This window comes from Caballeronia sp. NCF2 (assembly GCF_023631205.1).
GTDB classification, from domain to species: Bacteria; Pseudomonadota; Gammaproteobacteria; order Burkholderiales; family Burkholderiaceae; genus Caballeronia; species Caballeronia zhejiangensis.
The window spans coordinates 159,356-185,101 of the sequence record NZ_JALQDN010000062.1 but is presented as its reverse complement, the minus strand read 5'-3'; the positions used below and the strand labels follow the sequence as shown (position 1 = coordinate 185,101).

General features: G+C 65.2%; 22 protein-coding genes. 9 read left to right on the top strand and 13 right to left on the bottom strand.

What is annotated here, in order from left to right:
- Positions 1-11: 11 nt before the first annotated feature.
- From NCS02_RS21740 to NCS02_RS21730, 3 genes are all read right to left on the bottom strand, one after another.
- Complete coding sequence (locus NCS02_RS21740; protein ID WP_033536287.1) at positions 12-1,424, bottom strand: HdeD family acid-resistance protein; 1,413 nt, start codon at positions 1,422-1,424, stop codon at positions 12-14.
- Positions 1,425-1,575: 151 nt separating this feature from the next.
- The gene (locus tag NCS02_RS21735) at positions 1,576-2,358 is read right to left on the bottom strand and encodes an alpha/beta hydrolase (protein ID WP_175981129.1); all 783 of its coding nucleotides are present in this window, start codon (positions 2,356-2,358) and stop codon (positions 1,576-1,578) included.
- A gap of 28 nt (positions 2,359-2,386) precedes the next feature.
- Complete coding sequence (locus NCS02_RS21730) at positions 2,387-2,734, bottom strand: DUF4148 domain-containing protein (protein WP_250503313.1); 348 nt, start codon at positions 2,732-2,734, stop codon at positions 2,387-2,389.
- Positions 2,735-3,132: 398 nt separating this feature from the next.
- Here NCS02_RS21730 and NCS02_RS21725 point away from each other — a divergent pair, with 398 nt between their 5' ends.
- Positions 3,133-3,510, top strand: a complete 378-nt coding sequence (locus NCS02_RS21725; RefSeq protein WP_008348391.1) for a DUF3331 domain-containing protein — start codon at positions 3,133-3,135, stop codon at positions 3,508-3,510.
- Between the two features lie 15 nt (positions 3,511-3,525).
- Here NCS02_RS21725 and NCS02_RS21720 read toward each other — a convergent pair whose 3' ends face one another.
- Positions 3,526-5,151: an ABC transporter substrate-binding protein gene (locus NCS02_RS21720; RefSeq protein WP_250503312.1), complete on the bottom strand. Its 1,626-nt coding sequence runs from the start codon at positions 5,149-5,151 to the stop codon at positions 3,526-3,528.
- A gap of 144 nt (positions 5,152-5,295) precedes the next feature.
- Here NCS02_RS21720 and NCS02_RS21715 point away from each other — a divergent pair, with 144 nt between their 5' ends.
- From NCS02_RS21715 to NCS02_RS21700, 4 genes are all read left to right on the top strand, one after another.
- Positions 5,296-6,306: a LuxR C-terminal-related transcriptional regulator gene (locus NCS02_RS21715; RefSeq protein WP_033536286.1), complete on the top strand. Its 1,011-nt coding sequence runs from the start codon at positions 5,296-5,298 to the stop codon at positions 6,304-6,306.
- A gap of 258 nt (positions 6,307-6,564) precedes the next feature.
- Positions 6,565-8,364: an adenylate/guanylate cyclase domain-containing protein gene (locus NCS02_RS21710; protein WP_250503311.1), complete on the top strand. Its 1,800-nt coding sequence runs from the start codon at positions 6,565-6,567 to the stop codon at positions 8,362-8,364.
- Positions 8,365-8,401: 37 nt separating this feature from the next.
- Entirely contained in the window at positions 8,402-9,706 is a 1,305-nt protein-coding gene (locus tag NCS02_RS21705) for a phosphatase PAP2 family protein (protein ID WP_250503310.1), read from the top strand.
- Complete coding sequence (locus NCS02_RS21700; RefSeq protein ID WP_250457321.1) at positions 9,703-11,796, top strand: S8/S53 family peptidase; 2,094 nt, start codon at positions 9,703-9,705, stop codon at positions 11,794-11,796. The genes NCS02_RS21705 and NCS02_RS21700 overlap by 4 nt, the downstream gene beginning before the upstream one ends.
- Before the next feature lie 7 nt (positions 11,797-11,803).
- Here the strand turns inward: NCS02_RS21700 and NCS02_RS21695 are convergent, their stop codons facing one another.
- Positions 11,804-12,574, bottom strand: coding sequence for a hypothetical protein (locus NCS02_RS21695; RefSeq protein WP_250503309.1), 771 nt, complete (start codon positions 12,572-12,574; stop codon positions 11,804-11,806).
- Between the two features lie 331 nt (positions 12,575-12,905).
- Between NCS02_RS21695 and NCS02_RS21690 the strand changes: the two genes are divergently transcribed.
- Positions 12,906-15,005 (top strand): putative bifunctional diguanylate cyclase/phosphodiesterase, encoded by a 2,100-nt coding sequence (locus tag NCS02_RS21690; RefSeq protein WP_250457322.1) that lies wholly within the window; start codon positions 12,906-12,908, stop codon positions 15,003-15,005.
- On the opposite strand, the gene NCS02_RS21685 is transcribed toward NCS02_RS21690, so the two are convergent.
- From NCS02_RS21685 to NCS02_RS21655, 7 genes are all read right to left on the bottom strand, one after another.
- Entirely contained in the window at positions 14,995-15,717 is a 723-nt protein-coding gene (locus NCS02_RS21685; protein ID WP_008348376.1) for a PP2C family protein-serine/threonine phosphatase, read from the bottom strand. The genes NCS02_RS21690 and NCS02_RS21685 overlap by 11 nt on opposite strands.
- Positions 15,718-15,825: 108 nt before the next feature.
- Positions 15,826-16,428: a phosphatase PAP2 family protein gene (locus tag NCS02_RS21680; protein WP_175981113.1), complete on the bottom strand. Its 603-nt coding sequence runs from the start codon at positions 16,426-16,428 to the stop codon at positions 15,826-15,828.
- Positions 16,429-16,509: 81 nt separating this feature from the next.
- Positions 16,510-17,955: an efflux transporter outer membrane subunit gene (locus tag NCS02_RS21675; RefSeq protein ID WP_502800894.1), complete on the bottom strand. Its 1,446-nt coding sequence runs from the start codon at positions 17,953-17,955 to the stop codon at positions 16,510-16,512.
- Positions 17,956-17,969: 14 nt separating this feature from the next.
- On the bottom strand, positions 17,970-18,923 hold the full coding sequence (locus NCS02_RS21670) for an efflux RND transporter periplasmic adaptor subunit (RefSeq protein ID WP_008348371.1): 954 nt from the start codon (positions 18,921-18,923) through the stop codon (positions 17,970-17,972).
- The gene (locus NCS02_RS21665; RefSeq protein WP_008348368.1) at positions 18,920-19,129 is read right to left on the bottom strand and encodes a DUF1656 domain-containing protein; all 210 of its coding nucleotides are present in this window, start codon (positions 19,127-19,129) and stop codon (positions 18,920-18,922) included. Before NCS02_RS21665 ends, NCS02_RS21670 begins: the two co-directional genes overlap by 4 nt.
- Before the next feature lie 34 nt (positions 19,130-19,163).
- A complete protein-coding gene (locus NCS02_RS21660) occupies positions 19,164-21,230 on the bottom strand; it encodes an FUSC family protein (protein WP_250503307.1) in 2,067 nt (688 codons plus the stop codon).
- Positions 21,231-21,234: 4 nt separating this feature from the next.
- Positions 21,235-21,744 carry a MarR family winged helix-turn-helix transcriptional regulator gene (locus NCS02_RS21655; RefSeq protein ID WP_008348365.1) on the bottom strand — a complete coding sequence of 170 codons (510 nt, stop codon included), beginning with the start codon at positions 21,742-21,744 and terminating at the stop codon, positions 21,235-21,237.
- Between the two features lie 141 nt (positions 21,745-21,885).
- Between NCS02_RS21655 and NCS02_RS21650 the strand changes: the two genes are divergently transcribed.
- Entirely contained in the window at positions 21,886-22,647 is a 762-nt protein-coding gene (locus NCS02_RS21650; protein ID WP_008348363.1) for a YoaK family protein, read from the top strand.
- On the opposite strand, the gene NCS02_RS21645 is transcribed toward NCS02_RS21650, so the two are convergent.
- Positions 22,644-23,525, bottom strand: a complete 882-nt coding sequence (locus tag NCS02_RS21645; RefSeq protein WP_008348361.1) for a LysR family transcriptional regulator — start codon at positions 23,523-23,525, stop codon at positions 22,644-22,646. The genes NCS02_RS21650 and NCS02_RS21645 overlap by 4 nt on opposite strands.
- Positions 23,526-23,633: 108 nt before the next feature.
- Here NCS02_RS21645 and ampC point away from each other — a divergent pair, with 108 nt between their 5' ends.
- Both ampC and NCS02_RS21635 read left to right on the top strand, forming a co-directional pair.
- A complete protein-coding gene (gene ampC, locus NCS02_RS21640) occupies positions 23,634-24,797 on the top strand; it encodes a class C beta-lactamase (RefSeq protein ID WP_250523287.1) in 1,164 nt (387 codons plus the stop codon).
- An 11-nt stretch (positions 24,798-24,808) separates the two neighbouring features.
- Positions 24,809-25,699 carry a LysR family transcriptional regulator gene (locus NCS02_RS21635; protein ID WP_250523286.1) on the top strand — a complete coding sequence of 297 codons (891 nt, stop codon included), beginning with the start codon at positions 24,809-24,811 and terminating at the stop codon, positions 25,697-25,699.
- The last annotated feature ends 47 nt before the right edge of the window (positions 25,700-25,746 follow it).

Here is a 25,746-nt window from a genome sequence, read left to right as displayed (position 1 = left end):
GCCACGGCGCGTCAGCCGGTACGCTGCTCCGCCGTCGCCGACGCATCTTGCTCTTGAACGCGCACGGCGGCGTGCTCTTCGGCGCGCCAGCGCTGCCGCGAGCGATACATCGTCGCGACCGCGATGCGCGCCATCTTCACCCAGCCCGAGTGACGCGGGTCCGCGAGCATGCTGAGCGCGCGCGCATAGTCGAGCGTGAGGCCGGGCGTCCAGGCCATCGTCGCAGCGCGTTTGCGAACTTGCGCGGCGACCCACAACTCGGGCGTCGTCATGATACGCACGAGCGGCTTCCATCCGCCGCCTTTGCCCCACACGCGCGCCGACGCGCCTTCGATCGCCGCTTCCAGCGCCCGCGCCACGGAACTCGAACAGTTGCGGTACGTGAGGTTGTACGTCGTGTCGCGCCGATACTCCTGCCAGAAGCGCGCGAGCCGCGCCGGATCGTAATTGCGGATACGCACCTGCTGCGTCGACGGACACCACGCCTTCGATTCCGTTTCGTAGTCCGGCTGAAAGAGGCCGGGCACGTCGTTCTCGCGCGTCGCGCGCAAGGTGCGTGAGAATTCGTCCGGCGACCGGTCGATTTCGACCGCCGGATAGAGGCTGATGTACACGCCCTCGGGCGTCTCCAGCGCCGCATGGCCGGTCGAGATCGTGCCGTTCCTGTCGACGGCGGCGATATAGCGATCGATGATCAATTGCCTGCGCGGTTGCGACTTCGCCGTGCCGACGGGCGTCCACACATGCACCGTCAGCGCGGCTTCGCCGGGCGCGGGCGGGCCGTCCCAGACCGCGCCTGCGAACGATGGCGCGGCGGGCTTCGCGTCGTCGTGAGCGGAGTGGGTTGCACCGTCATCGACGGCGGGATTCGCCGCCATGCGCCGCACGCGCGCTGCGAGCAGGATCATGTTCCAGCCGCCGAAGAAAAGCCCGAACGCGACGCAATACGCGACCGTGCCCGCATAGTGATCCGGATACGGCTGATAGAAGAAGATCGCGATGGCGATCTCGAGCACGCCGCCCGCCATCGCGATACGCCATTTGCGAAAGCGGACCACGCGCGCGGAAATGATCTGGAGCGCGCCATCGACGAGAAAAAGCGTGCCGAAGATGAGCGACAGCACGAAATTGCCGTGCTCGCCGCCGAACAGCACGAGCAGCGCCGAGAGGCAGAAAGTCGCGCCCTTCACGTAGCGCAGCTTGCGCTGGCCGCCCATGCCGGTCCACGCGACGGCCAGCGTGGCGAGGCCTTCGAGCAGCATCAGCAGCACGAAGGGGACGATGGGAAAGTACAGGGAACCGTCGAGCGCGTCGATGAAGATGACGCCGCCGAGCGCGATGCTGAGCAGGCCGAGCGTCATCACCGAGCGCCAGCGCGTGCGCAGATAGTCGACGCCGAGAAGAATCATCACGAGCCGAACCATCGCTTCCTCCGTCTGGTCATTCGACGCCTCGTGCGCGACACGCGCGGCCACACACTATATAAGCCATGGACGGCGGATACGGCAAGAAGCGCAAACCCCAGACGAATGCGCGCGGCGTCATGCGTGCTGCACGACGCCGCGCGATTTTCACCTACTGCACCGCATGCTTCGCGGCATCTTCGATCACGGCCGCGACCTGCTGCGGCTTCGATTCGTACACGGAATGGCTCGCGCCCGGAATGACCGTGATGTGACTGTGCGCGCGTTCGTAGTACCAGCGTTCGAGATCCGGATTGATGATCTTGTCGCCGCCCGCCACGATGCCCCAACTCGGTTTCGTCGTCCACGCCGCGGCGGAGAGCGGCGTCGTGAAGACTTGCGCCGCAGTCAGGATCTGCGAGCGCGATTCGAACGTCGCTTGCCTGAGCGGAAGATCGGCGGCGAAGTCTTTCGGGAAGACGGCGGGATTCAGATACGTGTAGCCGTCCGCGGTCTTTTCGACGGCGTTCGTCTGCTTCGCGAGGAAGCTCGGCGTCTTCTTGCCGAGCGCGCCTTCGTCCTCGCCGACGTTCGGCGCATGCGCCGCGACATAGACGAGCCCGGCGACGTTCGGATGCACGCCCGCTTCCGTGATGACCGACCCGCCGTAACTATGACCGACGAGAATCGTCGGACCGTTCTGCAGGTCGAGCACGCGCTTGGTCGCGGCGACGTCCGCGTCGAGCGAGGTGAGTGGCTCCTGCACCATCGTGACGTGATAGCCGTCGCGCGTCAGGATGTCGTAGACCGGCTTCCATCCCGAGCCGTCGACCCATGCGCCATGCACGAGGACGATGTTCTTGATCGGCGCATGCGTTTGCGCGGATACATTCGCCGATGCCAACACGCCAGCCGATAACGCCAGTGCCGACGCGACTTGCAAAATTCGCTTCATGAAAGACTCCGCTAGTGCGAACGATGGATCAGCTGCCGAAGAACGGCTGGCAGAAGTCGGCCGGACCGACGCACGCGTTGTTCATCGCGGCATGCTTCGACGCGCTCGCTGCCGATGCGCTCGTGCCGGTCCGTACGCCGCCATACGCTTGCGATGCGTCGGTGTGTTGCGCGGCGATTTTGCCTTCCGCTGCCTGAATGTCCGCGGGGTAATACGGATCGCTCGCAATCGCGGGGTTATAGCCGGCTTGCTCGACGGCGACGAGATCGGCGCGGACTTGAGCGCGCGTAACGGGGCTGTTCGATTGCGCGAATGCGATCGCGGGCGCGGCGAGCGTGGCGACAACGAGAGAGAGGCTGACGAGGTACTTGTTCATGATCGACTCCAAGGTGGATTGAGTGATGCGATTGATCGGGTATCCGAAATAATGGATGTTCTTCGGTTTCCCTCGATAAGGCCGTTGGTCTGCGTTCGCGTTTCGACCTTGACGACACTGTATCGGCCACGGAACGGCTCGACTACACCTACGAAGGAGCGTGCGTGCACCAACCTTCTATGCATCGATTAAACGTTCGCGTGGCGTGCGCGCCGTGAATCCAGCCGTCTGTCTGATGCGCTCATACGAAGGTGTTAGTTTTCGCGGGCGCAGCCGCCGCGCGCATTAAACCTTGATATAGGCCGGCGCAACCATCGGGCAGTTGGCGCGCGATTTCGGTTTCATTACCTTGGAGTGGCGATGCCGATTCCACGCATTTCTTCGACAAGGAGCCGAACATGGCTGAAGCTGCACTCGCCCTCGATCCGTGGGCGCGAACGATCTTCCTGCTGACATCGTTGAGTGATGGCGCGAGCTTCGAAGCGCCTTCGCCGAGGCGTCCTTTCGCGCAAGGCGGCGATCAACGCGTCGCGGTAAAGCTGATCGAGCGGCCATCGAGCACGACGGCGACGATCGAATGGCGCGACTCGACGCGCTGCTGTTATGGCGATCAGGTGTGGCGTGCGATGCGCGCGCGCACCGTCGGCGTATGCGCGATGAGCGGCGTCGAGATTCGTCGCGGCGATCGTGTTTATGCGCCGAATCCGCGTCCGGTTCCGGGCAATGCGGGCGCGATGATTCTCGCGTCGGTGCTCGATGAGCTGACACCGTCCTGAACTCGTCAGACGAAATCAGTCGATGCCGACGCCCCAGAAACGCGTCATGCCGAATCGATCGATCCTGAAGCCCGTCACATTGCGCGCGACCGGCTGATAAACGGTCGCGTGCGCAATCGGCGTGAACGGAACCTGTTCCTTGAAGATTCTCTGCGCTTGCTGATAGCGCGCGGTGCGTGCATCGATATCGAGCGTGGCCCGCGCTTCCTTGATGAGATCGTCGTAGGGCTTGTAGCACCACTTCGCGAAGTTGCCGCCCTTCACGGCGTCGCAGCCGAGGAGCACGCCGAGCCAGTCGTCCGGATCGCCATAATTGCCGCTCCATCCGATGAGTAGCGCGTCATGCTCGCCGGCGCGCGCACGGCGTACGTACTCGCCCATTTCGTACGTGACGATCTCCGCCTGCACGCCGATCTTCGCCCAGTCCGCCTGAATCATCTCCGCCATGAGCCGCGCGTTCGGGTTGTACGCGCGTTGCACCGGCATCGCCCATAGCCTGAGTTTGAGTCCGTTCGCGTGACCCGCTTGCGCGAGCAACGCTTTCGCGCGTGCCGGATCGTACGGCGCGTCGCGAATGCCGAAGTCGTAGCCCCATTGCATCGGCGGCATCGGATTGGTTGCGGCGCGCGCGGTGCCTTGATAGACGGCGTCGAGTATCGCGTGCTTGTCGATCGACATGTCGAGCGCGCGGCGCACGGTCACGTCGTCGAGCGGCGCTCTGGACGTGTTGTAGGCGAGATAGCCCAGATTGAAGCCCGGCTGATTCACGTCTTGCAGGCGCGCGTCTTTCCTGATCGACGCGATGTCGGCGGGACGCGGATAGCTCATCACCTGACATTCGCCCTGCCTGAGCTTTTGCAGGCGCACCATCGGATCGGTGGTGATCGCGAACGTCAGCGATTTCAGCCGGACGATGTTCGCCTTCCAGTATTGCGTGTTGCCCGCGAAGCGGATCGTCGCGTCTTTCGCGTAGTCGATAAACACGAAAGGACCGGTGCCGACCGGATGCCAGTTGATGTCGCTCGCGCGGCCCGCGGCGAGCAGCTTGTCGGCGTATTCGCGCGAGAGTATCGACGCGAAGGGCATCGCCATTTTCTGCAGGAAAGGCGCATCGATTCGTGCGAGCGTGAAGCGCACCGTATAGGGATCGGGCGCGTCGATGCGCTCGATGTTCGTCGCGAGACCGAGGTCGCGGAAATACGGAAACGACACGGGATAAGCGCGGCGAAACGGATGCTGTGCATCGCGCATGCGCTCGAACGTGAACACGACGTCGTCGGCGTTGAATTCGCGCGTCGGCGTGAAGTAGCCAGTCGTATGAAACTTGACGCCGTGGCGCAGATAAAACGTGTATTGAAGGCCATCCGGCGAGCGTTCCCACGACTGCGCGAGCCCCGGCTCGATATCGCCGTTTTCCCGATCGAACTCCACGAGCCGGTTGTAGACGGTATAGCCCGCCGCGCTCGCTTCGATCGACGACGTGAATTGCGCATCGTCGAATCCGGCGGGGCTGGCTTCGGAGCAGTACACGAGGCTTTTGTCGGGCACGCGCTGCTGCGCGGCGGCGAAATCGGCGATGCAGGCTTGCGCGACCAGCAGCGCATGAATCGCCCGCCATGCGTGCTTGCTTTTGCCTGTCATATGCGTGGCCTCGCAGTGTGCCGATGGCGAATGCAGTATAGGCAGCGCAGCACGCTCTTACAATTTGCGCACGGCATGCGCGCTTCGCATGACGAACGTTCGACCATCGCGCATGAGCGCGCGAGTCGGTATAGCATGCATCGCATGAAGATACTGTTGACCGGACCGGCGGGGCTGTTTCGCGAGGGCGTCGCGGCGCTCCTGCGGGGATTCGCGCAGGATGCCGAAGTGCACGCGGCCGACCGTCTTCCCGATCGATGGCCGGACGAACGCAAGCCCGATTGCATCGTCATGGACGGCGATCGTCTGAACGATGTCCGCGCGCAACTCGACGCCGCGCGCGAACGTGTCGGAACGACGCCCGTGATCGTGCTGTTGAGCATGGCCACGCGCGAGCAAGTCGATGAACTGATCGCGACGGGCGTCGCGGGATGTGTCGAGAAATCCGCTTCGGCAGAGCTTCTTTTTGGTGCGATCGGCCTCGTGCTGGCAGGCGGCGTTTCGCTGCCGCGCTCGCTGCTTTCGTCGGAGAGAAGCGAATTGCGCATGCCGTCCGGAAACGTCGCGCCGGACCCGAACCTGCATCTGACGCCGCGTCAGCTCGAAGTGCTCGCGCTGCTCGCTCGCGGACGCTCCAACAAGACGATCGCGCGCGAACTCGATGTCGCCGAGGCCACGGTCAAGACGCATCTCACGACGATATTCAAGGCGCTGAACGTATCGAGCCGTGGCGAAGCGAGCGCGGTTGCGGCGCGCATGGCGAAGATCCGCGAGACGCAGGTCGATCACGCCATCAGCGGTCAGCTTCCGGTCGCGCGCCTGCTCGCCAGAATGGAAAGCCAGCGTTTCCGGCCCGGCGAAGTGCTGTTTCGCAAAGGCGATCCGAGCGGCCAGATGTTCTACGTCGAGAAGGGCACGGTGCGGCTTTCGGAGCTCGGCATCGAACTGGGCGCGGGCACGGTGCTCGGCGAAATCGGGCTCTTTTCGCCGGAGCATCGGCGCACGTCGACGGTGATCTGCAAGACGGACTGCGAGATGCGAACCGTTTCCGCCGCCGATGCCATTCGGCTCTACTATCAGGAGCCCGAATTCGCGCTTTATCTGGTCCAGCTCATCGCGAGCCGGCTGCAGGCCGACAAGGATCGAGGCGCTTAGGAACGCTTCCGTACATAGTGCGGAAAAGGCGCCTTGCTATTCACCGATGCAATGACTACGTTATGGTGTGCGGCAGACATTTCGTGACCCGAAACATCGGACGCGAGTAAAAGATGCCGGGCGTCGCGGCCATTCAAATCATCATCAAACACCGCGCGAGACCCGCGTCTGCCGTCCTGCTGCGCTTGATGCGATCCCTCGGTGAGAGCATGGGCCATCCGTTATCGAACGGACGCGCCGTCGATCGGTCTTGAAAGTATGAACGCGGAACTTGCCGGTACGGCCAATGTGTTGCAACGCGTCGTGCGTACGATCCTGTTCGCCGATCTCGTCGAGTCGTGCCGGCTCGCCGAAGCGGACGAAGCGGGAACGGCCGCGCGCTGGCGCAATCTGCGCGCGGTCATTGAAAACCGCATCGTGCCGGAGCATCAGGGGCGGCTGATCCGCACCGAAGGCGACGGCCTCATGATGCTGTTCGAGCACGCGTTGCCGGCGGCGCGTTGCGCGCTCGACATTCAGGCGGCGTGCAGGGCGAGCGCGGCCGATCGCGGCGACGGCAACGCCGCGGCCGAGCCGCTCATGTTGCGCGAGAGTCTGCACGAGACCGAGCTTTTCGCGGACGAGCGCGACGTCTACGGACGCGGCGTGAATCTGGCCGCGCGTCTCTACAACCTCGCCGGACCCGGCGAAATCGTGATGTCGGATTGCGTGCAGGCGCGGCTCGCGGGCGTTTTCGACGCGTGCATCGAGGATCTCGGCGAGTGTCATCTGCGGCATCTGGCGCATCCGGTGCACGCGTTCCGTCTCGGCGGACCGGGGCCGCGTCCGGTGATCGCGCCTAACGCCATCGGCGCGGCGGTGCTGCGGCCTTCGATCGCGGTGATTCCGTTCGCGTCGCGCTGCCTCGACGCGAGCCATGACGTGCTCGGGGAGATTCTCGCCGACGACATCATCATCGGTCTCTCGGGCAGCGACGAACTGCGCGTGATCTCTCGGCTATCCACGAGCGCGTTGCGTGACCGGAGCGCGAACGCGTCGCAGGCGGGCGCGCTGCTCGATGCGCGCTACGTGCTGTCGGGCGCGTATCGCACGCATGGCGGCAAGATCGTGCTCGCCGTCGAACTCGCCGATACCAAACTCGCTTGCGTCGTCTGGGGCGAAACGCTCACCGACAGCATCGACGCCGTCATCGCGGGCGAAAGCACGCTCGTCGCGCACATTCATACGTCGGTTAGCACGCGGATCGTGTCGCACGAGCTCGAACGCACGCGCAGCCAGTCGCTGCCGACGCTCGAAAGCTCGACCTTGCTGCTCGGCTCGATTGCGCTGATGCATCGCGGCGTGCGCGACGAATTCGAGCGCGCCGGCCAGATGCTCGACGTGCTCGCGGAACGCGCGCGCGGCCAGGCGACGCCTTACGCATGGCTCGCGAAATGGCATGTGCTGCGCTTCAATCGCGGCTGGACGACGGACCGCGTCGGCGAGGCGCATTCCGCGCTCGCCTGCTCGCGGCGCGCGCTCGACGCCGATTCGCGCTCGTCGATGGCGCTCGCGGTCGAAGGTTTCGTCCGCACGAATCTGCTCAAGCAGCTCGATGCCGGCGAGGATTGCTACGAGCGCGCGCTGGAGGCGAATCCCAACGATTCGCTCGCGTGGCTGCTCAAGGGAACGCTTCATGCATTCAAGGGCGAGGGCGACGAAGCCGTCGCGGCGACGGGACATGCGCTCGCGCTCTCGCCGCTCGACCCGCTGAAGAGTTTCTACGAGTCGCTCTGCGCGACGGCGGCGCTTTCCGCGCGCCAGTACGAGCGCGTGATCGAACTCGCGGAGCATTCGCTGCGCAACGGGCCGAATAACACGTCGACCTTGCGCGCGCTCGCGATCGCGCAGGCGGAACTCGGTCTCGTCGACGATGCGCGGCTCACGATCCGCAAGGTGCTCGCGATCGAGCCGCATCTCACCGTGCGCGGCTTTCTGGAGCGTTCGCCGAGCGCGGCGTTCGAGACGGGCCGCATCTGGTCGGACGCGCTGCGGCGCGCGGGTTTGCCGTTGCAGTAGCCCGCAGGCATTCCTGACGAAGCAAAGAGGTGAACAAATGGCGACTCTCGGCGGAGTGGGCGGCGTAGGTGGTGTCGGTGGCGTGGGCGGCGTCGGTGGCGTGGGCGGCGTCGGGGGAGTGGGAGGCGTCGGCGGAGTCGGCAGCGCCGACATGCTCGGCGGCGCCGAATCGCAGACGATGGGTCTCATCGGCCATCGCGACGGCATCTGCGGGCCGTGGCAGCCGGGTCAGCCGTTTGGGATCAATCCCGAAGAGGACGAATTCCGGACGGACGCGAACGGCAATCCCGTTCGCAATCTCGACGACAACGGCCAGCTCTGGCGCTGGGACGACTGGGTGCGGGCGAGCGTGTTCGACTTCGAACTGGTGTCGAATCTCGCCTTCACGCTCTCGCCAAAGGATGCGGAAGAGGAGGCTGGCGGGACCGGCGTGACGCTGTGGGATCGCGGTTTCAGGATCGACCCGAACGACACCGCGCCCAAGTTCGATCCGCCCAAGCTGATCGTTCAGATGCATCGGCCGGGCAAGGACGTGTTCGTCAAGCAGCTCACGTTCATGGATCGCTACTCCGACCTGCGCGCCGAACGGGCCAACGAAACGCTGCTGCAGATGGGACCGCAAGCAGCCTTCTGGAGCTCGATTCTTTTCCTGAGTCCGCAGCGCACGCCGAAGACGCTCGAACTGCTCGCGACGGCGGTGCGTTTCGCGATCGCCGTGGAAATGCGTTTCAAGCACGCGCTCGCGTGCAGCCGCGCGATCGACTATTCGCCGCAAGTTCAGCCGATGATCCCGACGCCCGGCCACGGCTCGCTGCCGAGCGGACATTCGACGCAGGCGTACATCGTCGCGGGCGTGATGAACGATTTCTTCCGAGATTTACGCAACGCGCCGATGGCGACCGGCGCGCAGCCGTCGACGGCGCTGCACACGCAGCTTTACGCGCAGGCGCGGCGCGTCGCGCTCAACCGCACGATCGCGGGCGTGCACTTCCCGGTGGACACGGCGGCGGGGCATCTGCTCGGGACGACGCTCGCGGAGTATTTCGTGCATCGCTGCAAGATTGACGGCGATCGGGGCACCTTCACGCCGCGCACGTTCCGGGGCGACCAGTTCGACGGCGAAGAGGACTTCAACGATCAGGAGCCGCTCCTCTGGCCCGCCAACGCCACCGCCGCGCAGCAGTCCGATCCGCCGACGATGGTGTCGCCCGATTACCCGCATATCTGGCTCGGCAAGCCGAAGCCGACGGGCGCAGGCTCGCCGATTCTCGCCTGGCTATGGAACGAGGCGAAGAACGAGTGGAACGGCAAGGGCTTGAGCGGAAATCGCGTGCCGACATGAACGCGATCTGGCAGGTCCATTCGGATGCCACGCCGCTGCTGGACGAAACCGAAGCCGGCGTGCTGGGCGTAACGCGCGCCGATCCATACCTCGTGTGGGCCGTTCTCACGCGATTCGCAGACCTGGGCGGCCCGCCGCCGGGCTTCGTGCCGATCGCCATCGAGACGGCGCAGGGCACGACGGCGCGCAAGCTCGCCGAGACGGTGCAGGGCAAGAGCGGGATATGGATGTCGGCGCTCTATCGTCATCCGGCCGCGGGTCTCGAAAACACGCGCTTTTGCACCGCATTCGTGACGGCGGCGTTTCTCGATCATCTGAAGACCGATCTCGCCGGCATGATCGAGCGCTTCACGCTCGCGATGCCGGTGCTGGCCGGCGAGCCGCCGCGCAGCGATCCCGTGCCGGTCACGAATCAGGACAAGCTCGCTCACGCGCCGCGTCGCCATGGCGCGCCCAAGGTCGTCGTGGTCGGCGCATGCGACGACGCCATCGCGTTCGCGCACGCGCATTTTTACGCCGATGCGGCCGGCACGGACTCGCGCGTGCGCTGTTTCTGGAATCAGGACGATCCGGCCAACGACGCGCAAGGGCTCGGATACGGGCGCGAGTTCCTCTCGGCGGACATTCACAAGCGGATGAACGACGCGCGGCGCGACGGCGTCATCGACGAAGAGGCGCTCTATCGCGATGCGGGCGCGACGGCGCTCGCCCGCGGATGGACGCACGGCACCGCGACGCTGGACCTCGCCGCGGGCGTCGATTTGCGGCGGCCCGATCTTTCGGCGCCGAATCCGAATCGAGCGCCGGATCCGCCGCCCGAACTGGTCGCCGTGCAATTCCGTCAGCCGGGCCGGACCGTGCGCGACACGTCCGGCCTCTGGCTCGACGCGCAGGCGCTCGATGCGTTGCGCTACATCATCGCGCGCACGCGGGACATCGCCGGCGATGTGAGCCGCGCGTTCATCAATATGAGCTATGGCTATTTCGCCGGTCCGCACGACGGCACGTCGATGCTCGAATGCGCGATGGACGAGCTCTCGCAAACGCAAGCCTGCTCGATCACGCTCCCGGCGGGCAACAGCAATCTCGACCGCTGTCACGGCACGCTGTCCATCGCAAAGGACGCGACAAAAGAACTGCGCTGGCGCGTGTTGCCCGAGTGTCTGACGCCGAGTTTCGTCGAAATCTGGCTGCCCGATATCGGAGATTCGAACATCGAAGTCGCGGTGCGGCCGCCCGGCGGCGGCGCGAGCGCGGGAATCCAGCCCGGCAGCGTCGCCGCCTGGACGCTCGGCAGCGAGCGCCTGTGCACGGTCGTGCATCTCGGCCGCGGCGCGCGCGGCAAACCGCCGATGATTCTCGTCGCGCTCGCGCCGACGATGACGCGCGACCCGAACCGGCGTCCCGCGCCGAGCGGCGACTGGATGATCGAGCTGAAGAATGCCAACCAGAACAGTGACATCGAAGTCCAAGCCTGGGTGCAGCGCAACGAGACGCCCTTCGGCTTCCCCGTACGCGGACGCCAGTCCCGCTTCGACGACGATGCTTACGTGCGCTTCGACAAATACACCGCGCCACAGGACTACGACGGCCCCAATCCGCCGAGCTGGATCCGTCGCGAGGGCACGCTCAGTTCGATCGCGACGGGCTTTCAGACGTGCGTCGTCGGCGGCTATCGCAAGCAGGACCTGGCCACCGCGCCGTACTCCTCGTCGGGCTTCGACCGCGCGGGCAAGCCGCCCGATCGCGCCGGGCCCGACGTGGCCGCCGTATCGGATCGCTCGATCATCCGCAAAGGCGTGATGGCGGCGGGCACGCGCAGCGGCTCGGCGCTTGCGTTCGAGGGCACGAGCGCCGCCGCGCCGCAAATCCTGCGCAAGATCGCGGTGTCGCCGCCCCAGGGCGCCACCTTTTCGACGACGCCCCGTCAAGACACGCGCAACAAGGCGACGTTGCAGACGATCACGTCCGCCGGCGTCACCGAGCAAGGCCGCAAGCTCGACGCGGACGAGCGGGGCCGGCGCGTGTCGCAGGGCAACGTCGGCGCGGGCATCGTGAAAACGCCGCCGACGGACATCGAAGACCGCTGACGCCCGCTCATTCGTGCGCTTCTAGCGCGAGCAGATTCAGCACGATCAGGATCGCGTCGCGGTTCTCCGGCGCGATCGCGATGCCGAGCGTGTCCTCCATCCAGCGGCCGATTTTCGTCGCGGCGAAGGATTTCGGCGTCGCTCTCTTCTTCATCGTCACGCCGAGCTTGCGCGCGCGATAGTGATACGACGGCACCTCGTACCGGTCCGCGACGGCCTTGAGCCCGCCCTTGCGTTCGCCGCACGCGCCGAGACTCCCCGCGAGGACGATCCGGTCCGGCGCATCGAGCGCCGCGACGAACGCGCGCGCGAGACCGCGCACGTCCGCCTCGCTCAGACCGAATTCGGCGAGCGCGGCTGCCACCGGATCGTCGGGAGCGTGCGCGCGCGAATCGACTTCGGCCTGCACGCCGTCGATCTCGATCGACAGATTGCGCTGCAGGCTCGCGCTGCGCAGACAGTCGATCAGGAAGCGGCGAAAGTACGCGCACAGCGCATGCGCCGTGGACGGCGCGCTCTCCGGCGACGCGTGCGACGGGCGCTGCTCGAAGTCGAGCCGCAACACGCGCGAGAAGAAGAATTGCGAGATCAGCTCCTCCTTGTCCTCGGGCAGTCCGCGCAACTCCGACGGGTAATAGCCGCGCAGCGCCGCCAACACCAGCTTGTAGATCTGGCCGATTTCGCTGTCGGAGAGACTCGTCCGGCGATGCCACAGTTCGGCGAGCGTCGACGTTTCGAGCGCGAAGGCGCTTGCGTCGCGATGAGTCAGCGCGTCCATGATGACGCTCCCGTTCCCCTGAATCCTCTGTGCGTGAACATGGCCCCTCCTGCGTTTGCTGCGCCGCCCGGCGCGTGGCCCGAGGCGTGTCGGCTTTTCAGCCGTTCCTGCGAGCCGGCGCTTTCAAATTAGTCACGGCGGGGCGCGCGCAAAATCGGCTGGATGGCCTACATCGAAAGTCGTAGAAAGGGGATGGCCATAAAGTTTTCGGCTGACCGGCCGATAGCGCATGAGGAATCGAGCGCCGGGCGTCATCTCGGCGTGGGCCTGAGGCGGTCGAACCGCAAGAAAAAGCAGTCGCAAAAGACTGACAAGAAACGAGAGAGGGCCGATGACTGGTGTCTACAATCCGCTGCTGGTCTGCCTGTCGCTGGTGGTCGCGTTCCTCGCGTCCTACACGGCGATGGAGCTGTCCGGCGGCCTGAATGCGCTTGCGAGCGCGAAACGCCGCCCCGCCTGGCTTGCCGGCGGCGCGGTGTCGATGGGCGTCGGCATCTGGTCGATGCACTTCATCGGCATGCTCGCGTTCTCGCTGCCGATTTCCGTCGGCTACGACGTGTCCATCACGGCGGCGTCGCTCGTGCTCGCGATCGGCGTGTCGTTCATCGCGCTCGCCACCGCGAGCCGGGGCGCGCTATCGTGGCCGCGCCTCGTCGTCGGCGGCACGATCATGGGCGTCGGCGTCGCGGCGATGCACTTCACCGGCATGCGCGCGATGGAGATGTCGCCGGGAATCGACTACACGGTCTGGAAAGTGGCGCTGTCGGTCGCGGTCGCGATCTTCGCGTCGATGGCCGCGCTCTGGCTCGCGTTCACGCTGCGCGCGTCGAACGTGGAGAACCGCGTCGTCAAGCGGCTCGGCGCGGCGATCATCATGGCGGTCGCCATCACCGGCATGCACTATCTGGGCATGGACGCGGCCAATTTCGCGCCGGGCAGCCTCTGCCTCGCCGATGCCAAACTCGACGCGAACTGGCTCGCGCTCGTCGTCACGGCGATGTCGTTCACCGTGCTCGTCGGCACGCTCGCGCTGTTCGCGCTCCACACGAGCAGCCTGTCGATCTCGCTGAAGCGCGCGAACCGGCAACTGCGCTATCTCGGCACGCACGACGCGCTCACGAGGTTGCCGAACCGCCAGCAACTCACGCTGCGCATCGCGCAGGCGATCGAAGACGGCGCGCGCCGCGCGTCGCCGTTCGCGGTGCTCTTCATCGATCTCGACGGCTTCAAGTCGATCAACGATTCGCTCGGTCATGGCGTCGGCGACGATCTGCTGCAGGTATGCGCCGAGCGTCTGCGCGAGGATTTGCGCCATACCGACATGGTCGCGCGGCTCGGCGGCGACGAATTCGTGATCGTGGTCGGGAACGCGGCGGACACCTCGGCGGCAATGACGGTCGCCAATGGCGTGCTGGGGCGTCTCTCGCAGGAGATCGTCGTCAACGGCTTGCCGCTGCGCGTGAGCGCGAGCATCGGCATTGCGTTTCATCCGCGCGACGGCGCGAACGCCGACGAACTGCTCCACAGCGCCGACGCCGCCATGTACGCCGCGAAGCAGAGCGGGCGCAATACGGTCCGCGTGTTCGAGCCGCAGATGAATCACACGGCGCTCAGGTCGCTGATCCTTCAACGTGACCTGCATCGCGCGTTGAGCGACGACCAGTTGAGCCTGTCGTTTCAGCCGAAGTTCAGCGTCGCGTCGCAATCGGTGACGGGCGTCGAGGCGCTGATTCGCTGGCGTCATCCGGAGCTCGGCGAAATCGCGCCGCTCGAATTCATTCCGATCGCCGAGCGCTCCGGCCTCATCGTCGAAATCGGCGACTGGGTGTTGCGCGAAGTGTGCCGCAACATCGCGCGATGGGACGCGGACGGCCTGCCGGCGATCTCGGTCTCGGTGAATCTGTCGCCGATCCAGTTCAACGTGCCCGATCTCGTCGCGCGCGTCGATGCGCTGATCGCCGCGTCCGGCGTCGATCCGTCGCGCCTCATGTTCGAGATCACCGAATCGACGGCGATGCAGAACATCGAACGGACGAGCCGCACGATCGAGGCGCTGCAAGCGCGCGGCTACGCCGTGGCCATCGACGATTTCGGCACCGGGTATTCAAGCCTCTGTTATCTGCAGCGCTTTCGTTTCGATCAGATCAAGATCGACGGCTCCTTCGTGCGCGATCTCGATTCGTCCGGGCAGCGCGGCAGCGCGTTGCTGTCGGCGGTCGTGACGCTCGCGCGCGCGTTGCAGATCGAGGTCGTCGCGGAAGGCGTCGAAACGCAGTCGCAATTCCGCACGCTCGGCGAACTCGAATGCGATCAGATGCAGGGTTTTCTGCTGAGCCGGCCGATGCCCGCGGCGGAACTTCCGGGCTTCTTGAGCAGCATGGCGGGACGGATCGTCGCGTCCGGCCGCGCCTGCGCCGCGCCTATCGGCTGACGCGCGGCGCGCCCGCCCACAACGCGATCGCGCTCAGATTGTCCGCGCCGGCGGGCGCGTTGCGGCGCGCACGAGCCGCGAGCGCGGCGAGCCAGCTTGCGGCGTCGCCGGCATCGTCGATCGAATCGATCATCGACGCTTCGTCGAGATGTTCCCAGAAGCCGTCGCTGCAGACGAGAAACGCGTCGCCATCCTCGATCGGAAAGGGCACGCGCGCGGCTTCGATCTTCAGTTCGTCGTCGGTGCCGAGCGCCGTGTGCATCACGCTGCGCAGCCGGTATGGCTGCGCGCTGCCCTGATCGAGCGTCTGCAGGACGATGCGTCCGTTCCTGAAACAGTAGATGTGCGTGTCGCCGCAATGCGCCCAGTTCGCGTGTGCGCCTTGCGGGTCGATCGTGAGGATCGCGGCGGTCGAGCGCATGCGTTCGCGCGTGCCGCCGGCCGATTGCGCATCGACGATCGCGCGGTTCGCGGCGAGCATCGCATCGGCGAGTTGTCCCGTTTCGACGCTCTCGCCGCGCGTCGCGCAATCGCGCAGCACGTCGCGCATGGTGTCGACGACGAGTTGCGCCGCGACGTCGCCGCCGCCGAGACCGCCCGCGCCATCGGCGACGATGCCCGCGATCAGCCGGCGATGCGCGACCAGCACGAGCCGGTCTTCGTTGCTGTTGCGACCGCCCGGATCGGTGAAGCTGGCGAGATCGAATCGCATGGGGCTACCTTGAAGGCTTGTCATGGTTGGCGAACGTCGATGAGCGATGCGCGGGCCTTCCGCGCGGGCTACGCGATCAAGACGAACGCGCGTCCGCGCTTTTGAAACTCAAGGCGCGAGCCAGCCACGGCGAATCGGCCACGACGCGGCCTTGCGATAGAGCGCAATCAGCAAGCGCATCAGCGCTTCTCCGGCACGCGCCCAGAGCGGCGCGACGAGCGCATACGCGATGCACGCGACACCGATTGCGCCCGCCATATCGAGCGGAAAATGCACGCCGATGCGGACCCGCGCCCACGCGACCGCGACGCCCGCGAGCGCGGCAAGCAGGCCGTCATGCCAGAGACGCGCAAGCAGCAATGTCAGCGCGACGCTGGCGAAGAGCGTCCCGTGATCGCTCGGAAACGACGAATCGGGCACATGCTCGATGAACGTATGGCCGAGGCCGATCATGAACGGCCGCGGATGCATCCACAGCATGCCGATCAGCTGATTGAGCCCGAGCGCGAGGAACGTGACGCAGCACGCGCGCACGGCCGCGCCGCGTTGAAGGCGGCCGCCGAAGAGCCACATGAACGCGAGCAGCGCGGGAATGAGATAAACGAGATCTTCGGCGATGGCGATGGCAACGTCGATTTGCCATAGCGGCGTGGCGGCTCGCGCGTTGATCGCAAGGAACCACGCGCGGTTGAGCGCTTCGAGTGCATTCATGCGGCAGTTTCGCTGGTTACGATGATCCGGCCGATCGTATCCGGCGAAACTTATGCGACCCTTAGCCGTGGCTCGCGCGCGCTATTTGCCCTTTGAATTCTGCGCGATGGCTTCGTCGGTTTCCCAGCCGCCGCCGAGCGCGCGAAAGAGGTTGACCTGATCGATCGCGACCTGACCTTCGGCGGCCGCGACCTGCGCCGCGACGCCGGTGAGCGTGCGCGTCGCATCGAGATCGTTGAGGAAGGACTCGCGTCCCGCGCGATACAGGCGATTCGTCTCATCGGCGGATTCGATCGCCGATTTATACGCGGTGCGCAATGCATCGGCGCGCGTGGTGTCGGATGCGTAGGTCGCGAGGCTGCTTTGCGTTTCCTGCAGCGCCTTCAGCACGACGCCGTCGAAATGCGCGAGCGCGCCGCTCGCCGATGCTTCCGCCTGCGTCACGCGCGCGCGCTGACCGTTGATCGGAAAGCTCCAGCTGATGAGCGGCCCGAACGCCCAGCGGTTCGTGTTCGCGCCGAACAAGTCTTCCGCGATGCCGACGGAACCCACCGATGCGCCGAGACTCACCGACGGATACAGCGCCGCCGTCGCGACGCCGATGCGCGCCGTCGACGACGCGAGCTGCCGTTCGGCCTGACGCACATCGGGACGGCGCTTCAGCAGCGCAGCGCCATCGCCGACCGGAATCGGCGCGCGCAGCTTCGGCAGCTTCTTGCAGGCGAGCGCGGCTTTGGGCAAGTCGGACGGCGCGCGCGCGAGCAGCATCGCGAGCCGATACTGCGCGACGCGGCGGCGCGCGACGAAGCGCGGAATGTCGGCGGCGAGCGTATCGGCCTGAGTCTGTCCGCGCGTGACTTCCGACTGATTGCCGCGGCCCGCGTCGCGCAAACGCTGCGTGAGCTTCACGCGCTCTTTCTGCAGGTTGAACGACTTCTGCGCGATCTCCAGCTCTTCGCCCGCGGAGCACGATTCGACATACGCGCGCACGACATCCGCGACCACCGTGATGCGCGCGAGATGCTGCGCGGCCTCGACGGCTTCATCGTCCGCGTTCGCTGCTTCGACACCGCGCTTCAGCTTGCCGAAGAGATCGATCTCGTAGGAAATGGACAGATCGAGCGCGCCTTCGTTGACGACCGGAAGCTTCTCCGACAACAGATATTGCTCGGCCGATTCCTGCGCGCGCTGAAACGCGGCCGAGGTCTTGCCGGAGAATCCGCCTTGCTTGTTCGCGAACTCGACTTCGGCGCGCGAACGCGCGAGATTCGCGGCGGCGACGCGCAAATCCGTATTCGATGCGAGCGCCTGCGTGACGAGCTGATCGACGACGGGATCGTCATAGAGACGCCACCATTTCGCGGGCACTTCGCCTTGCGTGACGGGCGCGCGATCCGCGCCGTCGATGGCCGCGTTCGCGTAGGGCGCCTTGATCGCGGCGTTATCGGGCAGCGTGTAGTTCGGTCCGAGGGTCGTGCAGCCGAAGAGCGCGAAGGCCGACGAAGCCGCGATGGCGATCGCTTTCATGATGCGCGTGCCGTTCATCGCGATGTGCCCGACGTGCTCGAAGTCGGCGCGGGCGCCGATGCGGGCGACGTCTCCGACGCCGCGCGCTTGCCGATCTTCGGCCCGATGCCCCGCACCGAAACCGTCGCCGTGCGTCCCGCGATCATGCGGAAGTCGGCGGGGATCTCATCGAGCGTGACGCGTACCGGAATGCGCTGCGCGAGACGTACCCAACTGAACGCGGGGTTCACGTTCGGCAGGAGACTCGGGCTTTGCTGACGGTCGCGGTCTTCGATCGCCGCGACGATGCTCTGCACATGACCGCGCAAAATGTTGGCTTCGCCCATGACCTTGATATCGACGGGCTGGCCGATATCGATGCCGCCGAGCTTCGTTTCCTCGAAGTAACCCTCGACGCGGAACGATTGCATGTCCACCACCGACAGCACCGCGCGTCCCGCCGACACGAATTCGCCGGTGCGCGGCGCGCGATCGTTGAGATAACCGTCGACGGGACTCACGATCTCCGTGCGCTGCAGATTCAGGCGCGCGGTATCGATGGCGACTTCGGCATCGGCGAGGGCGGCTGTCGCCTGCTCGACGCGCGAATGCGTTTCCTCGACGACTTCGCGCGCGACGAGATTGCCGAGCGCGCGATTGCGCGCATCTTCGCGACGCGCCTGATCGAGCGTGGCGCGGCGTTGCTGCGCGGTCGCCTGCGCATTGCGCAGCGCGAGCGTGTAGCGCGCCTGATCGATCACGAAGAGCACGTCGCCTTTCTTCACCTGCTGATTGTCGGCGACCTTCACGTCGGTGATAAGGCCGGACACGTCGGGCGCGACTTGAATGACATCGGCGCGCACGTGGCCGTCGCGCGTCCACGGCGCGAACATGTAGTAATCGACGAGCTTCCACAACACGACGCACGCAATCGCGACGACGATGAGCGTAAGCAGAATCTGTCCGAGAGAGAACCAGGTTTTTTTCACGAGATGAGCCGCTGCGAAACGATGACGACAACGCCCAGCACCAGAACATAGATGCCGAGATCGAAGATGGAACGGTGCCACACGAAACGATAAAAGCCGACGCGCGCGAGCACGTTGCGAATCGCCAGATTCAACAGATAGGCGATGAACATCAGCACGAGCACGGCGGGCACGAAGACGCCGAGAATGTCGATTTCGCCGATCATGTATGGCGTTCCGATGAAGAATGAGTGACGAAGATCATGCCGGCTCTTCCTGCGTCGCGGGCGGATGCAATGAGAGCCGCATGCCGACGAGCGCGTGCAGCGTGTCGCGCAGCCATCTTTCCGCGGCCGCATTCTGCGACTGCTCGAGCGCGCGCGACGTGACCTGAGCGCTCGTCACATCGATGCTGCGAATCAGCTCGGGCGGCACCGGCTGTCGTGCGCGCCGCGCGATGCAGGATTCGAAGTAACGGCGCAGTGCGTCGAGCGTATCGTCGACGGATGTCTGTATGTCCAGCGGCAGCTTGCGGCGCGTGCGGCGCAGATCGAGTGCATTGAGCGCGACACGAAAATCGCGAAAGCTTTCGATCGACGGATGACGATGCGAGTCCGTCGCGGCATGACGCGGCAAGAGCTGCATCAGACGGTCGAGCATGCGTGCGTAGAGATTGCGCTGATCCGCGATCAGCACCGAAGGCGACGCGCTCAGCACGATATCGGCCCACGCCGAGCGCGTGAGACGCGCGGCCGCGAGTTCGGCGCCGAACGGACGCGTCATGCGCGTCCAGATGAATGCGAAGAGCAGGCCCCCGACGCCCGCGAGATTGCTGTTGGCGAACACGAAGAAGTCCGCTTCGTAGGCGCTCTGGATGCTGATGAAGGTTGCGGTGTTCACGGCCGTGAGCATCGTGACGAGCGTGAAGCGCGGGCGCGGAATCAGCGTGCCGATGATAAGGAACGGCACCGCGAAAATCACGACGAGCATCGGGAAATCGTGTACGTGCGGCAAGACGGCGAACACGTAGAGTCCGGCGAGCACGACGCTCAGACACGTCGCGAGAAAGAACGTGAACACTTGCGGCGCGGGCTCGTCGAGCGCGGCGAAGAAGCAGCACGCGACGGCGGCGAGCGTCACGGCGGCCGCGCCGTCGTTCCATCCCGATTCGATCCACAACCCGCATGCAACGATGATCGCGCTCACCGCGACGCCGGTCGAAAAGAGCATCATGCCGCGATCGAAAAAGCGCGCGGTGCCGCCCAAACGCCAGTGACGGAAGTGCGGACGCCATTCGCTCGTCTCGTTGAGAATGGCCGCACGCAACGCGCGAATGTCCTGCCATACGTCGATGACCTGACCGAGACGCCACAGCGCATTCGAGAGCAGCGCGCCGTCCGCGCTCGCGAGCGCTTCGACGGGCGGACGCATCGCATTGATGCGCTCGCGGAAGGCATCGGGCGCACGGTCGTTTGCGACATCCTCTTTGGCGCGCGGCGTGGGCGAGCCGACCCACGCGGCGACGTCCTTCAACAGCGCTTCGAGCCCTTCAGGATGCTCGCCGTGCTTCCCGATCAGTTCGATGAGCGGATCGGCCATCGATGAAATCAGCGGCAGAAAGATCTGCATGCGTCCCTGCAACGCGCGCGCACGCCGGATGATGTCGGGCCGCGTGTGATCGTAGGTCAATTGGCTCAGCAGGAATTCGAGTCCGTTGACGGTCGCCGCGAGCCGCTGCCGCGCCGCCGATATGGAGGCGCCCGCGATATGCCCCGAGAGCGTTTCGCTCGCGTAGAAGGCGGCGTCGCGGAACCATGCGTCCGTTCGTTCGATGAGCGTCGGCGCGAGGCGGCTCGGAAACACCACGCTGCCGACGACGCTCGCCACCACGATGCCGAGCAGGATCTCTTCGGTGCGCGTGATCGCGAGATCGAAGACGGCCGTCGGATTCGTGACGGCGGGCAGCGCGATCAGCGGCAGCGTGTAGCCCGCGAGCAGAAACACATAGCTGCGCGCGCTGCGGTCGAACATCGAGAGAAAGAGCAGCGTGCCCGTCCACAACGCGACGCTCACGCTGAAGAGATACGGCGATTCGACGAACGGCGGCACGATCAACACCGCGCCCGCCGCGCCGATCATGGTGCCGAGCGCGCGATACAGCGCCTTCGAGCGCGTCGCGCCGACGAACGGATTCGACACGATATAGACGGTCGCCATCGCCCAATAAGGACGCGGCAATTCGAGTCTGAGGCCGATGTAGAGCGCGATCATCGCGGCGGCGAAGGTCTTGGCGGAAAAGAGCCACTCGCGCGCGGATGGAAAGGACATGGCGCTATGCTCCGCGCTTTGCGGCGGACCGCGCCGGCTTTGCGGTTTGATCGCCGGCTTCGAGTGCCGCGAGCAGCTTCGCATCCGGCGACGCGCTGAACACGTTCAGCACGCGCAATGTCGTTTCCAGGTCTTCGCGGCTCACGCCCTTCAATAACCGCGCGCGCAGCGCGACGAGACGCTCTTCCATGCGCGCGGTGACGGCGCGGCCTTCGTCGGTAAGCGTGATGGTCTTGGCGCGCTTGTCTTCGGGATCTTCGTCACGGCGCACGAGTCCGGCCGCGCAAAGCTGATCGAGCAGCCGCACGAGCGATGGCCCTTCGATGCCGACATGCTCCGCGAGCGTCACCTGACGCACCGCCTCGCCGAGCCGGTTGGCCGTGAGCAGCGGCACGGCGCATGCTTCCGACACGCCGTACGAGGCGAGCACGCCGTGGCTCGTGCGGCGCCAGCGTCGCGCGGCAAGCACGAGCGTGCTGCTCACGGAGCGGCGCAGAAAGTCGAGATGAGTCATGCGGCGGGATTATAGCGAGAACTCTATTCGTTAGCATGCTATCGACTTATGTTTTTTCTTTCAGATTGCGTACGGTAGGCATGCCCGGAGAGGCAAATTGGCGTGCTATCTTTTCGGCTCGATCATCCTGCCCGAGCCGCCATGCCGATTGCCTATATCCGTGGCTTGACTTCGCCCAGCCGCACCGATTCCGCCAACCGGCGTCTAGGCTGCGCGCTCGCCTTCGTCGCGGGCGCCGCGAACGCGGGCGGCTTTCTCGCGGTCGGACAATACACGTCCCATATGTCGGGGCTCGTTTCATCCATCGCCGATAACCTCGTGCTCGGCCAGATCGCCTTGGTCTTTTCCGCGATCGGCGCGGTCGGCGCGTTCCTCGGCGGCGCGGCGACTTCCGCGGTGCTCATCAACTGGGGACGGCAGCGGCGCGCGCATAGCGTGTTCGCAACGCCGCTTTTGCTCGAAGCGGCGCTTCTGCTCGTGTTCGGCATGCTCGGCGCCAATCTGGAGACGCATCGCGTGTGGGATGTGCCGTTGACCGTCGCGCTGCTTTGCTTCGTGATGGGCCTGCAAAACGCGATGATCACGAAGATATCGAAGGCGGAGATCCGCACGACGCATGTGACGGGTCTCGTGACGGACATCGGCATCGAGATCGGCAAGAGCCTTTACTGGAACCGCGGCGTCGCGCGCGACGATGCCTCTTATGTGCGCGCGAATCACGCGCGTCTCGCGCTGCTGAGTTCGCTCTTCGCGATGTTCATGCTCGGCGGTTTCGCGGGCGCGATCGGCTTCGCGCATCTCGGCTTCGCGACGACCGTGCCGCTCGCCGCGTTGCTGCTGCTGTTCTCGTCCGTGCCGCTCGCGGACGATCTCGCGGCAGGCAGACGCCGCCTGCGCCGCTAAACGGCCTCGGCCGCTTCCCGGACGATCCAGTCGCGAAAGAGCTTCATGCCGTGCGAAAGACGCCGTGACTTGAGCCACGTGAGCCAGTAGCTGCCGGTTCTCACTTCGACATCGAACGGACGCACGAGCAGCCCGGCCTGCAACTCGCGCACGAACATGCGCGGCGGCGCGAGCGCGACGCCCGCGCCTTGCACGGCGGCTTCCACCATCAGGCGCGACGAATCGAAGACGGGACCGTTCATCGTCCATGCGTCGAGGCCCGCGGCGTCGAACCAGTCGCTCCAGTCGTCCGCGCGATAGGAGCGCAGCAACACTTCATTGACGAGATCGGATGGCGTGTAAAGACGCCGCGCGATGTCGGGCGCGCACAGCGCGGCGAGCGGCGCATCGAGCAGCAGCGCGTTATGCGTCGCCGGCCAGACGCCCGCGCCGAAGCGGATGGCGAAGTCGAGCCCTTCGGATGCGGGATCGACGAGATTGTTATGCGTGAAGAGCCGCAACTCGACGAACGGATGCGTCTCGCGAAACGCCTTCATGCGCGGCATCAGCCAGCCGACCGCGAACGTGCCGACCACGCCCACCGTCAGCACTTCGTGAAAGTGTCCCCCTTCGAACTGCTTGAGCACGGCTTCGATGCGGCCGAACGCATCGCTCAACACGGGCAGTAACGCGCGCCCTTCGTCGGTGACGCTGAGGCCGCGCGGGAGGCGTCTGAAAAGCGGCGTGCCGAGCCGTTCCTCCAGCGCGCGCACTTGCTGGCTGACGGCCGCCTGCGTGACGTTCAATTCCTGCGCGGCGCGCGTGAAACTCAGATGCCGCGCCGACGCTTCGAACGCGCGCAACGCATTCAGGGGAAGATGAGGTCGCATGGCTCGCATAAGTTTTTCTATTGCCAGCGGCAAATTATCCTCGATTGTCGAGGCGCGAAAAAGAGCGGATATTTCGCTTCGTTCCAATCATGCAAACCAGAACGAAGGATCAAGACAATGAAGTTTCGCGCGCTGAGTCTTTTGGCAGCAGCCATTTTTTCTTTTGGCGCGATGTCCGGCGCCGCCTATGCCGACGATGCAGCGAGCATCAAGTCGACCGTCGATCAGACCATCGAGCCGTTGATGGCGCTACACGGCATTCACGGCATGGCCGTGGGCGTCGTCGTCGACGGCAAGCCTTATGTGTTCGAGTACGGCGTGGCGTCTAAGGCGACGAAGCAGCCCGTCACGCGCGATACGCTCTTCGAACTCGGCTCGATCAGCAAGACGTTCACCGCGACGCTCGCATCGTATGCGCAGATCGAAGGCGATCTTTCCTTGAACGATCCGGTGAGCAAGTATCTTCCATCGCTCGATGGGACGGAGTTCGGCAAGGTGACGTTGCTGAATCTCGGCACGCACACGCCGGGCGGCTTGCCGCTGCAAGTGCCCGACGAGATTCACGACAACGAGCAACTGATGCAGTACTTCAAAACATGGCGTCCGGCCCGGCCGCCCGGCACGATCCGCACGTATGCGAATCCCGGCATCGGCACGCTTGGCCTCATCACGGCGAAGAGCATGAAGCAGGACTTCGCAGCGCTGATAGAGACGCGTCTCTTTCCCACGCTGGGACTGAAGCAGAGTTACATCAACGTGCCCGCTTCGAAGCAGCGCGATTACGCGCAAGGCTATACGAAAGACGACGCGCCGATACGCATGAAAGGTGGCGTGCTTTCGCCGGAGGCTTATGGCGTGAGATCGACGGCTGCGGACATGACGCGTTTTCTGCAGATCAACATGAACCTGGTGCGTATCGATCCGGCGTTTCAGCGCGCCGTCGATGCCACGCACACGGGCTATTTCCAGGCCGGCCCGATGACGCAGGATCTCATCTGGGAACAGTATCCGTATCCGGTCGCGTTACAGCCTTTGCTCGATGGAAACTCGTCGTCGATGATCCTGAACGCGACGCCCGTCACGCGCATCGATCCGCCGCAAGCGCCGCGCGACGACGTGTGGATCAACAAGACCGGCTCGACCAACGGCTTCGGCGCCTATATCGCGTTCGTGCCGAAAGCGCGCGTGGGCATCGTGATGCTCGCGAACAGGAACATCCCGAACGAAGAGCGTGTGAAGGCGGCGTATGCAATCATCACGTCGTTATCCGGCGGACGATAAACACGACAGCCATGCGAATCGATCCCTACAGTCTCGAACTCTTCATCGCGGTCGTCGAGGAGGGATCGATTGCGCGCGCCGCGAGCCGCAGTCACATCGCGCCATCGGCGTTGAGCAGGCGCATCGCCGATCTCGAAGCGGCCATCGGCGTCGCGCTGCTCATTCGCTCGCCCTCGGGCGTGCAACTGACCGAAGCGGGGCAGCATGCTTATGCGAGCGCGCGTTCCATTCATGGACAGCTCGAGAGCATGGCGCGCGAAGTTCAGTCGATGAGCGGCCAGATCGCGGGCGTCGTGCGGCTCTATGCCAATGCGTCGGCGATCGTCGGCTTTCTGCCTGAACGTCTCACGTCGTTCAAGGCGCGCTATCCGCTCGTCGAGATCGCGTTGACGGAACAGATCAGCGATGAAGTGATTCGCGCGTGTCTCGACGATCGCGCGGATGTCGGGATATCGGCGAGCACGAAGGCGCATGCGGGTCTCGATACATGGCGCTTCGTCGACGATCCGCTGATGGTCGTCCTGCCGCCCGGTCACGAACTCGCGCAAGCAGACGCGTTGAGCTTCGCCGAAGTGACGCGCTTTCCGCTCGTCGCGTTGCAGGCGGGCGGTTCGCTCGATCAGACCTTGAAGGAACACGCCGATGCCGCGCGCGTGCCGCTCAACGTGACCGTCACAGTCAACAGCTTCGATGCGCAATGCCGCATGGTCGAAGCGGGACTCGGCATCGGCATAGTGCCGACGAGCGCGGCGTCGGCGTTCGCGGGTTCGCGCAATTTCGTGCGCGTGCCGTTGCGCGAAACGTGGGGCAGCGGACGATGCCTGCGCGTTCATGCGCCGCGCAAGTCTTCGCGGCTGAAGGCGGTGCAGGCGCTGATCGATACGCTCGTCGGCGAGGGTTAACACGGACATCGCGTCTCGCGATGGCCCCAGTGCCGAACGAACACTTC